The sequence below is a fragment of the Paenibacillus sp. MBLB1832 genome, assembly GCF_032271945.1.
In the GTDB taxonomy this organism is placed as follows: Bacteria; Bacillota; Bacilli; order Paenibacillales; family NBRC-103111; genus Paenibacillus_E; species Paenibacillus_E roseopurpureus.
On the sequence record NZ_CP130319.1, the window covers coordinates 3,894,495 to 3,906,384 of the forward strand.

7 protein-coding genes are annotated in these 11,890 nt (G+C 50.8%); all 7 read right to left on the reverse strand.

What is annotated here, in order from left to right:
• Positions 1 to 34 precede the first annotated feature (34 nt).
• The 7 genes from MJB10_RS17505 to MJB10_RS17535 all read right to left on the reverse strand — a co-directional run bounded on the left by MJB10_RS17505 (position 35) and on the right by MJB10_RS17535 (position 11,669).
• Complete coding sequence (locus MJB10_RS17505; protein WP_314796742.1) at positions 35 to 913, reverse strand: carbohydrate ABC transporter permease; 879 nt, start codon at positions 911 to 913, stop codon at positions 35 to 37.
• Positions 914 to 928: 15 nt separating this feature from the next.
• Positions 929 to 1,885 (reverse strand): ABC transporter permease, encoded by a 957-nt coding sequence (locus MJB10_RS17510; RefSeq protein WP_314796744.1) that lies wholly within the window; start codon positions 1,883 to 1,885, stop codon positions 929 to 931.
• A 108-nt stretch (positions 1,886 to 1,993) separates the two neighbouring features.
• A complete protein-coding gene (locus MJB10_RS17515; protein WP_314796746.1) occupies positions 1,994 to 4,141 on the reverse strand; it encodes a Sip1-related alpha-galactosidase in 2,148 nt (715 codons plus the stop codon).
• Positions 4,142 to 4,159: 18 nt separating this feature from the next.
• Positions 4,160 to 4,768 (reverse strand): SGNH/GDSL hydrolase family protein, encoded by a 609-nt coding sequence (locus tag MJB10_RS17520; protein ID WP_314796748.1) that lies wholly within the window; start codon positions 4,766 to 4,768, stop codon positions 4,160 to 4,162.
• 39 nt (positions 4,769 to 4,807) lie between these two features.
• The gene (locus MJB10_RS17525; protein ID WP_314796750.1) at positions 4,808 to 6,187 is read right to left on the reverse strand and encodes a DUF4832 domain-containing protein; all 1,380 of its coding nucleotides are present in this window, start codon (positions 6,185 to 6,187) and stop codon (positions 4,808 to 4,810) included.
• Between the two features lie 66 nt (positions 6,188 to 6,253).
• A complete protein-coding gene (locus MJB10_RS17530) occupies positions 6,254 to 8,266 on the reverse strand; it encodes an alginate lyase family protein (protein WP_314796752.1) in 2,013 nt (670 codons plus the stop codon).
• Positions 8,267 to 8,522: 256 nt separating this feature from the next.
• The gene (locus tag MJB10_RS17535; protein WP_314796754.1) at positions 8,523 to 11,669 is read right to left on the reverse strand and encodes a PA14 domain-containing protein; all 3,147 of its coding nucleotides are present in this window, start codon (positions 11,667 to 11,669) and stop codon (positions 8,523 to 8,525) included.
• Positions 11,670 to 11,890 lie beyond the last annotated feature (221 nt).

Sequence of the window (11,890 nt, forward strand, 5' to 3'; positions counted from 1 at the left end):
ATCGTCCATCCGCGAAGCGGAGAGAACACACTAATTACTTAATAGAACCGACCATCATCCCTTTGACAAAATACTTCTGTACGAATGGATACACAAGTAGAATAGGAAGCGTTGTCAACATGAGCGTAGCCGCCTTGACTTGATCGGGTGCGATGGCATCGACTTCTCGCTCAATCGTTTGTCCAGTCGAGGAGGTAATCGTGCCGACCTGAATGATCTCTCTCAAATACACTTGAAGCAGCTGCTTTTTCTCATCCAAATAGATGATCGAGTTGAAGAAGGTATTCCAGCCTCCTACCGCATTAAACAAGGCAAGTGCCGCGATGACCGGCATGGAAAGAGGAACCACAATTTGAAAAAAAGTACGAAAGGGTGACGCACCGTCAATAGAAGCTGCTTCCTCCAGCCCCTCCGGAAGCTGACTGAAAAAGTTTCGAAAAATAATAACATGCCATATATTAATGGCCGCTGGCAGCCACAGAGCCCAATAGGAATTAATTAAACCCAGGCTTTTAATAAGCAAATACGAAGGGATAAAGCCCCCGCCTCCGAAGAGCATAAGAAAGACCAGCACGTTCATGATAAGGCCGCGTCCCTTGAGAAAGGATTTGGACAAGGGATAAGCGAAGGCCATGCTCATGACGGTTTGAATAACGGTGATGAACGCTGTGAAATAAATCGTTTGAAGAAAAGAGTTGATGAAGCGTTTGTCGCCCATCACGTACGTATACGTGTCCGTTTGAAAGTTAACAGGCCACAGGTTCACACGTCCAGAAATGACATCAATGGAGCTGCTGAACGATACAGCAATGGTATTCACCAGCGGGTACAGCATCACCAGAATGAGGAAAATCATAAAGCTAATATTACAGATGTTAAACATGCGTTCTCCTGTCGTCGGCTTGATTAGCAATTGGAGCCCTCCTCTCTAGAATACAGCTTCATTACGCAGCCACTTGGCAATGCGATTAGCTAGAATAACTAATCCAAAGCCTATGACGGATTGAAACAATCCAAGCGCCACGGAGAAGCTGTAACGCTGCTGCACAATCCCGACATTGTAATTATAAGTACTGAATACCTCAGAGATTTGCTGAACAGAAGGATTGGATAAAATGAATATTTTTTCAAATCCGACATCCAGCATATGCCCCATTTGCAGTACAAGGTTCAATACAATGACGAACGCCATGCCGGGCAGCGTAATATGCAGCATGCGACGCAAGCGGCTTGCTCCGTCCATAATCGCCGCCTCGTACTGTTCTTGCTCAATCCCCGTTATAGCCGCCATATACAGGATGGTTCCCCATCCTGCACTCTTCCAGATTTCACCTGAAACGAGAATGGGATAAAACCAGGATTGCTGAAGCAGCAGCATGAACGGCTCAACTCCCAGCCACTCGAAAACGATGCGGATCGGGCCTGTACTAGGTGAAAGAAGCCGGATAATAAAGCCCCCTACGATGACCCAGGAGAAAAAATGCGGGATATACACGATGGACTGGGTTACACGTTTGAACCATTCCATGCGCAGCTCATTCAACAGCAGAGCCAGCACGATGGGAGCCGGGAAAACGAAGATTAGCTCCAGCAGGTTGATGGTGAGAGAGTTTTTCAAAATCCTGAAAAAATCCGGATGATGAAACAGCACCTTGAACCAGTCCAGTCCCACCCAGGGACTTCCGTTAATCCCTTTAAAAATGTTGTAGTCCTTGAAGGCAACCGTAATCCCGTAAAATGGCGCTATTCGAAAAATTGCGATGAGAACGATGCCGGGAAGAAGCATCAAATAATAAAATTTGTATCGATTGACATATCTCCAGAAGTCGCTTCTCACCTTTGGTCGGGTCGAAGGCAGCACCGTTTCTTCTACAAGCGCTTTCATTCCTATCACCTACTTCAATTGTCTTCCTTACAAGTCTCATTATAGAAGAAAAGCAGCTTGATTCATCTACACTACTCTGCTGTTTTCCGCACTATTCACGCATGCTTTTTACCACGCAATCGTAATCAGTGATCTGTCGTGTGCAGACTCCACCGTGCCTGCAAGCCTGTATGCACCTCTTGTATACGTAATTTCAACAGGTGTATGATTAACCGTTACCTGCTTGGGCGCTCTCTCGGAGGCGAACACGAAAGGCCCCCCCTCCTCCAACACGACAGTTGATCGGTCAGCGCTGTGTGTCATGGATAAAACGGCCGCAGAAGAGATATATTTATCAGCAAGTCCAATTGCTGCGAAGCCATGTAACAGTGGGGTAACGATGTAGAGCTGCAGCTCGCCTTCCTGGAGATGGATAGCTATCCCATCATCCCTTGTTAGGATTCGAAGCTCCTGGCTGAAATGCTCATATACAGCAAACTTGTCACCCTCGAGTCCCGAGATATCATTCACGGAGACCGTCCCTCTCACATCTTCTCCAGCCAGATGGATATTAAAAGCAGCAAGCACGCCGGATTGTCCGCTTCGGTTCCATACCTTTAACGGAATCTTGTCTTCATGGGGATTGGCGAGCAGACAGTCCCTCGTCGGCAGTCCCGGCTGATCGCAGCGGAGGATACGTCCGCTGGACAGGATGAGCGGCCACAGCGTCTGAGCCTTCGTGGCGCCAACGGCATCACTGACATAGACGGGACCGCCGCTGACGGCACGCAGGACCGCATTATGCACCGCATGCGTATGGTGCGACCAGAACATGTCCCAATCGGTCCAGTAGAAAGCGCCGTGAAAGAAGGCATTGTACGCATTTTGGAGCGCATGCTCGTGAAAGCCTTTCGAGTCTTTGGGAAAGAAATCTTCGCTATTTCTTGACAACCCAGAGGATGGGCGTGACCATACGTTTTCCGAAGCCATCCCCATGCAGTTGATCAGCTGACCTCCGAAATGAAGGCCGACAGAAGCCTCCAGCGCTTTATGCGCTTCAGATGCTGCATGTCCAATACTACCTTGGTAAGCAAGTAGGTTGATCAATACACTTTGATAATCCACCTTAACGAAATCGACGCCTTGCGTCTTTAATTGCGCATGCCACTTGTCCCAGAAACGAAAAGCGAACTGGGCATCTGGCTTCGGGATCAGCTTCCCGCAGTTCGTCTTGCGAAGGGAGGCTGCCATTTCCAGCGCAAGCCTGCTCCCGGGTTCAATGCCGTTCCAATATCCGATAAGCGTATGCCAGACGCCGACTTCCTTAATACCGAACTCCGTCTTGAGCTTGCGGATAACAGGCTCTAATCCTTGTGGAAACTTCGCGGGCTGAGCTTCAAAGGAACGCAGCGCATAGTCGTGGTCATCCGACCAGCCTGCGTCGATAATAAACCAGCCGATCGGAAGCCCCAGCTGCTTCATTTCCTCCGCTTTGGCCAGCAGGCCCTCGGCGGATACTTCGTAATAGAACGCATCCCAACTGCACCAGCCCAGCTTGTTCAGCACCTCCGGGAACTTGCGGTTCTCACGCGTTCCGCCGCCCCGCCCGAGCAGACGTAGGCCGGCTGACGCAGCGTTATCCGACAGCAAGAAGGGATTGTCCCCTTCTGCCAATATAAAAGCCAGTGTCTCCACATTACTGTAGCCACCCTCATAAGCCGAAATCGTGATGTCAAAGCCCTCTGCGTTTCCACTTAGCGCCGTCTTGAATGCGTCCGCGCACACAGGCAGGAGATAGTTGTAGGTGTCGCTTGTCTGCCAAAGCAGAGCCTGCGTCCGAGTGGGCAGCTCAGAAGCCGGCTTTATGAAGGCTGGGCGTGTCCACCAATCCTTATACAAATGAATGGCCATCAAGCCATTGGCTTCAGGAAGCTCGGCTGCCAGCAAACGAATCCCCTTTTCCGCCAGCAGGGTATGACTCTTCCCTCCTACCATCTCCCACGTGGATTGGAATCCAACATAGATAGCTGACCAGCCTTCATAGCTTTTCACTCGAATCGTGAATTCGATGGCACCTTTGAGCCCGGAGTAGACCATTATGGTTTCTTCATAGCCGCCTTGGCTGTCAACGCCTTTGCTCGACTTGGTGTCAGAGAGTTCCAGTTCCGGCTCTTCATCTCGGTCCAAGCCAAGCTGTGGGCGAAGTCCCTCCAGTACGGATCGCCCCGAACCATTCAGTAACCGAAGTCCGCTCTGTTCATTGCTAACTTTTAACATGGATTTACCCTCCGCTATTCAAATCACGATGTCATGCAGCGCCAACGTGTTTCTCAGGATCCGTGCCATGATGTCATAGCCGCTCACATTGGGATGAATGCCATCCCCAGCCAACTCGTGCCGCAAGGTGATGCCATCTTCTCCCGTAAGCTCGCTATGATAGTCCACATACACGAAGCCGAGCTCCCCTGCCAGCTCACGAATGGCTGCATTAATCTGCACGAGCATGAGATTTCGTGTCCGATCCGTCTGGTGCTGTGGCAGGTTCGTCGGAAGAATCGAGCAAAGGATTAACGATTGCCCCTGTCGTTCGCACAGCTCGGCAAGTGCTGTCACTTGGGTCACCACATTGCGGGTGATGCACTGTACAAGCTTTTCCTCTTCACACGTAAAATCATCCAACACCCACGTATCGTTAATGCCGACACAAAGTACAATATGCCTCGGCTTTAGCTGCAGGGCATCGGCTTCAAATCGCTGGCGCAGTGACTTGCTTTTGTCCCCGCCGATTCCCCTGTTAATCAGCACCTGCGCTTTGTCGCCGAAGTAGGCGTACAACTCACAGCCTTGGGTAATCGAATCGCCGATGAATACATAATCAACGGCTGCGCCGTTTCGAATCAGCATGTCGTTCTTCACTTGTCCCTCGACCCTTTCCTCGCGATGTTAAGCAATGACGATTTCGCCTAAGTAATACAAGCCTGTCGCTGTTCGAATACGATCGCTCAACGCCAACTCGATGGGACGGGACTTCCCTTCGGAGTCATCGACCAGTCCGACTGCAAGTGCGTATCGGCCTTCCGCCAGCTGCTCGGGAACCGTCCAGACTGCTTGCTCACGGACAGCTTGATCTGGCATCCAGTCTCTGTTATCTGAGCTGGCAGCCTCGATTCGGTGTGATGTCTCGCCCTCTTTTTGCAACTCGACTATCAGCTTAAAGGTTCGGTAGGAAGGCGCTGTACCCCGGTTCAGCCATAGTAAGCCCAGCTCGACCGCACTTCCCGACTTGACTTGGGTAGGCAGCTCCGCTTCCTGTAGAAAGTACCAGTAGCCTGAGCGGTTAGCCAGTGTTCTGGCCAGCTTTGGGTTTTCCGTGAGCCACTGCCTTGGATTGCCATGAAAGCCTACATAGGTTGCATGGCTCTCTTCAACGGCAGCAGTCAGCGGCACGCCTTCTTTCCATGTATCGTTCGTAATGGTATCGTGATAATGATCAAGCTCCATATTAATTGGCTTCGTCCGCCAGAAGGGCTCGAAAAACTCCGGATTGCGCAGCGTGCTGAGTCCGAAGCGATCCGCGAACCATTTCACGCTAATCCCGTCGTCCCTAAGTGTAATGCCTTGATCCAACACATATTGGAAGATGAGTTCGCGCGTGCCATCCATGACCTTGCGGCTGCCCACAATATCGTCACTGATGACCAATTGGCTTCGCTTGTAATACTTGCAATGAATGTCAATATGAGCCTTAATGACGTCAATTGGCCAGTCTTTCAAACTGGAAGCCGCCGTATGCCCCTCGCCCCAATCCCCATAGCTGCCAATATCGACATAGCGTAGCCACGGCTCGCCATCATAGCGCTCTGCGAAGGCCCGGTGAAAAGCTTCCAGTTTCTCAAGGAATATCGGGTCTCCATAATCAGGCTCCCACGTTTCCCCGCCGCTGCGGCATGGAAAAAAAGTCCCCTGTGCGCCCGCCTCCATAACCCACCTGGGGGTTGCAAAGCATTGATCTGCGCCTGTCTCCTTGCAGGAGACACGGAATGACATGCCATAGCCTCGCTCCGTCCAGCGGCGAATTTCCTTATCGATCATTTCCCAATCGAACCGGCCTTCTTCAGGCTCCAGATAGCACCAGGCAAGCCGCAAGTAGATATGATCGAGCCCTGGAAAATCTTCCAGGTAATCGTCAGCAGCCAGGCTGCTTCCGTATTTATGAAGTCCATTATCGAAGTAGTGGACGTACCAGCCTTTGCCGGGATTAGAGCAAACCTTCTGCTCGTCAGCGTATGGACGGAGATCAAGGGTAAACGTAGTTATGGACATTGGAGCCTCCTCGCATTCTGTTGGTTTATGGGTTTCATTCTTCTACTTTAGTAGTGTTCAACCGTCCTAGACTCTCTTTAGCCCTTCCTTATTCCATCTGAAAAGGTATAATTCCTCACCGACATAAAAAACAACTTCATCACCCATCTGCCCAGCCCCTAGAGTAACCCAACTTACCTGTGGCGGTTGCTCTCCTGCCCGGAGCGGCACGATCAAAGTGCCATATCTGCATGTCCCCTTGCCGTCCACTCGATCGGATTCCAGTTTGACCCTCGTTGAGGGCCGCAATTTGTCGATGACATCAGAGATTTGCCCAGATAGAAAGCTAGCTTGCAAGCCCTGAGAAGGATAGATGTGCACAGCAGTCCCTTCATCAAGCGTAATCGCACAACGACGGAATGCGTCCCAATAGGTTTGCTGAGCATTTAGGTGGTAATACATCTGTACGGAGCTGTCCGGTTCAATATGGTTTAGTTCATCGAGCACAATGACAAATCGGCCTTCCATCAGTATAAGTAGCCGCTTATGAATCACTGGCTCATAGTTAGCATGTAAGGCTTCAGCCGCTAGAAAGGTAGCTTCTTGCCACACCCATGTCACTCGTCCGGGCTTCTGGGGGGTAAACTCCCAGTTCGACACATACTCGAACGGTTCCTGATGATTAATCGTAAGCGTGTTATGCCAAGCTGCTGATTTGAATTTCCTTCGGTCTTCGCCTTCCCTGTAGCAATACCGGCCCGGATCGACGATCAGCGGCTTGCCGTAGGCAGTGAAGTCGAAGCCTCCCGGATCGATGTGAGCATGCCCGTTCTGAACGGGGGTTCGGCAAGCGAAAAAGAGACTCAGCCCCTCGCGACTCCAATTCGAACGCATCATCACTTGACTTAGCTCCCGTTGCCAATTCATCAACGGAAGATCTCCCTGATCGGTAGCTTGCATCTCCTTTAATGATGAGAATAATGTTTCCAGTCCCCGAATTTGCCACAAGTACGGCAGGGACGCTTCTGAAATCTCTTGTTGATTCATAAATCTACGGAGACGGTGTAAGAGGTCTGTATGACCGAAAGCAGCATATCCAAATACCGCTGCGCGGACAGGGGAAGGCACCGCATCGGAATCACCCCACGGAACATTCGTACCGGTCGGCCTGCTGCTATGTATCGAGTAGTCCAGCGCTTGCAGGATTTGCTGCTCATAGGATGAAGACAGTGGCCTGCCTGCTTCCTGCGAGGTCTTATAAGCAAGTGAGAACCAGTGCATGGAGCCATTGTGATAGCCTGGACATCCCTCGATGTGTCCCCCATCCTCAGTGATCTGTTTCTCGGCACAGCGCTCTAATTGCAGGCATGCCAGCTCCTTCCAGGCCTCTGCATCCTTCAACTCCGGAAAAAGCGTACAGAGCGTCAGCAGACCAAGCATTTCCATCAACAGATGGTTATGATCTCCACTTGGCCATAGAAGAGGACTAACAGAGGACAGAAATTGCCCTTGCTCATAAGCAGAATGGTACAGCATAGCAACGAACTGAGGGGACAAGCTGTCGGCGTCAAGAAGCGCGTGCAAGCATAAAGGGTACACCTCAAACATGCGGATTCCACAGTTCAAGACACTCCAAGGTCCTACGCCGTCATACCGCTCATAGAGTCTGGAACAATCTTCTAGGAGAATCTCCTCCCTAGGACATTGCTCCACCCAATCCTGCCACTCTTGAAGAATTTTATCCAAGAAAACCGACTTGCCTGTCAACGAATAGCCATAGATGAGGTGCTTCCAATGGTATTTGCGATTGAGCTCAGCTTCGTACTGGGGGTCACCTACGGGGTTCTCATGCCAGAGTGGCGGATTGCCCACGAAGAAACGCTTTTTCATCGTACCAGATAACACTAGCCTTCCGTTTAATGTATCGTTGGCTTGATCGACTAACTGCTCTGCATAGCCTGGGTGTTCCTTCCAGAGATAGTCAGCCTTCGCTTGGAGTCCTCCCATTCGCTGCTCCATCTGAAGCTTCCAGCGCTGCGTTGCTTGTTCGAACAGTTGTTGAACCGATAACGGGACTGCTAATATTTCGTTTAAAGACAACCTGCTCTCACCCCTTTATGAGTTTCATTCTACTTCCTGAACATAATGAATTCAGCACACTACTCTGCTATTTTGTGCAGAATTTCCGCACATGGGGAAGCGGGGTAAAAACGGGAAAACCAGGCGGAGCCGGAACGAAGGGGGTGCTTATTTTGCAATCACACAAATCGTATATACAAAGAAGCTTCCCTCCCTTACTAAAGGTGAGTTGAAGCTTCTTTGCTCAGTTTGGATACTGACTTATTGGTTATTCCTCTTAGTACGGGGAAAGATACTGTCCATCAATGACCGTTGTCGCAGCCAACCCCGGTCCGCTCCAGCCAACTGCTACATGATCGCCGACCGTATTTTCCTTGTGTACAACTTCAATATAATACGATTGGCCCGCAACCAGATTAACGGGTGATGAGGTTTGCGTAGCATACTTCGTCCATTCCCTCACGCCGGTCCATGCGTTGGTATACGCAATTTTCAGCTTATTCGCAGGATTGCTGCTCGTGCTCAGATACAAATCAGCGGAATCATCCCCCGCCACGCTGAAGGTATACGACCCCGAAACCGCAGGATGAAGGTATCCGCGAATCCGGTCACCGTAGTTATCCGCCCAGTTCACGGGCCCTTCGAGCTTCGTCAGCATTTCCGTTCCCGCAGGAGGCGTACTTACAGGGACGGAATAAGCTGCCCCTCCGGATATCACCGTCCAATAGTCCCGTGTAATCGTTCCTGTAGGAGACGTCACAAAGACTGAATCGAAAGACACCGCATTGTAGGCGCTGCCGACTCCGATTTTACCGGAGCTTAGCGAGGTGTCTTGAACCCGGTTAAATAATACCTGGGAAGCGCTCCCTTTCACAGCTACTACCGAGATGTATCCTCCCAGCTCATAAGTCACATTGATCGTGGTGTACTTACCGCTAACCGCATAGCTGGATGGATAGGTGGCAATTGTTGAAGCAATTCCTCCCACCACCTTCAACAGTTTAACGGTGTTGCTTGCGCCTCCGCCAAGCTCCAACGCATAATAGTTGCTGCTGTCCGAGTAATTGAAAATCACCCGTGTTGTGTTACCCGCCGCCGTGCCAGACGGCTTGATGCCAACGGAGTAGGTGTACGTCCCGCTGTACACAGCCCCGTCATAAATACCTTGAGCCGATGCAGGGAAATTCGCCACGCTCAATACTTTGCCGCTGACAGCGGCATTCGTGAGTGTCCAGCCGGACGCTGTGCCATTGTTAAAATCCTCCGCGTACAGCGTCGAATAAGTCGGTGTCGGGGAAGCGAAGGGCCCTTGAGCCGGAACAGGCACGTTGGCCGGGGCTCCGATCTTCCACATGCCAAAGCAGATGCTTCCAAAATACGCTTCATGGCTTGCCGGGTTAACCCGCACCACTGCAGCAGAGCGCCCGCCATCCATGCCGAATTGCGGGTTGTTGTTTCTCGTGCTGCGCGTTAAGGTGGTCCACGTTGTGCCTCCATCTGTCGAACGGAACACGGCAGCATCCGAATTATAAATATTCGCTGCACCTGCTGCATACACAATGTTGGTATTCCCAGGGTCAACCGCCACAGACCAAATGACGCGATTACCGAATTGATCCAGCGGCAGACTCGAGGTTTTCTCCGTTAAGGTTTCTGCAGCCACATCATAGAGATACAACTTCGCGTTGGAAGCTGCGATCCACACTCTGTTACGAGCATGATCAAAGGCGACATCCCCGACGCTGCCCTGATTTGGCATTGTGACAACTGTCCCCCAGGTTGCACCTTTGTCGAAGGAGCGAACCACGCTGCTGCCATTGGAGCCGTAAAGCTCCTTTGCCCCAACAGGGCTGTAAGTCAGTACACCACGGACGTTAGACATCGGCTTCCACGTTAGTCCCTGATCCGTACTCCGGTATTCATAAGCAAATAACACATTGCTGTCTGTCGGGTCCCCCAGGGAAACTTGCTGTCCTCTGAGCTCGATACCCGTATCCGTATAATCGGTTCCGCCATTTCGTGTAATCTTCAAAAATCGTGGATCGGTCCAACCCGCAGCATTTCCGCCATACAGGATTTGAGAAGTAGCTGCATAAGCACCATATACATATCCATAGCTGCCGAAGCCGCTCATATTTAGGTATTTCCACGTAGCTGCACGGTCCGTCGTTACCGCTGCATTGTAATCCTGAAAGCCAAGCAGCAATAGATTTGAATCGAATACGTTCCAGTTGAACAGGCCGCCTATCATCACACCGTTGTCACCGTTTCCAGACCAGCGGAAGGTACTTCCCCCATCCGTGCTTTTCGTCACCCAGTCGCCGCCGAACGAATAGACCGTATTCGCATCGGTTGGATGCCACGCAAAGATCCCGTTCTTATCACCGTATTTCAGAAAAGCCAGGCTGTTATCGAAGGTTGGCTTCGTCCAGGTCAATCCGCCATCCTTGCTGTAATAACGCTGCTGGTTGTACCAGACACCCGTATCCTGAGAGAGCAGCATATAGCTAGGATTAGCCGGACTTACCTTCAGATTGTAAGGCCCATTATTTTGAAACGGACCCGTACTGCTCGTAACCATTTTGGTAAAATGCTGACCCTGGTCGATCGATTTGTAGACGCCATCACTTTTCGTGATCCAAACTGAGTTCGGCTCAGAAGGAATAACGTCCAAGGATTTCACAGCGGTTGTTTCTATGGGTGTAAAATGGCTCCCGCCATCTAAGCTTCTGTAGAAACCGGTGCTGTTGGCCGCATAGACAATGCCACCCGTGGGACTCACCTTAATGCGGGAGCTGCCATATGCGGATGTATTCGGAATTTCGGCCCACGATGCTCCGCCATCAAGACTTTTGTAAAGGGCGGGATGATCCGTTGCGTTCTTATCGGCCGATTCGCCACCAATCCTGGACCAATACACCGTTTTGGTATAGCCTGCTGCCCCATCATAAGAGCTGGGATCATAGGCAATTTGTGCATCGCGAAAATCGTGATGACTGGAAATGTTTTGTAAGCTTACGCCGTTCCAAGTAAGACCCTTATCGATTGTTAGATAAAGACCATTCCAGGCATGTGCCCCACCATTCGCTCCTACAGCTATCGCGCGGTTCGCATTCCTAGGATCGATTACAATACCGGAGTTCCCCGTAGCATCGTACCCATTATTGGCAGGCTGCCAATTCAAGCCTCCGTCTACGCTGCGAAATAATCCGCCAACATCTGTGCCCGCCATTAGAAAGGAAGGCTCGCTTTCAGCAATCGCGATACCTGCCAGCCACTGGCCACCTTCGCCTCCCGTGTACCCCGCATCTATAATCGTCTGATTCACCAGCGGCACCGGGGTCCATGACTCCGCAGAAGCCGCACCTGCCTGGGCAAATGAAATCACCCCAATTATGAGCATTAACCACCATCGTTTTTTCATAAGTTGCTCCTCTCTCATTCAAATCATTTACGGGTCCAATCAACACGGCATCTCTTGAAATGTTTGTGCTTCCTTCTTAAGAAGGACAACCATCACCCTCCCGATCATAATTGTAAGCGCAACCAACTATTTGGAACAATTCTTACTTTACTAACAGAACAAGGCAATTGCCACACGCTACTCTGCTATTTTGTGCAGGAATTACGCAAAAACCGCTAACC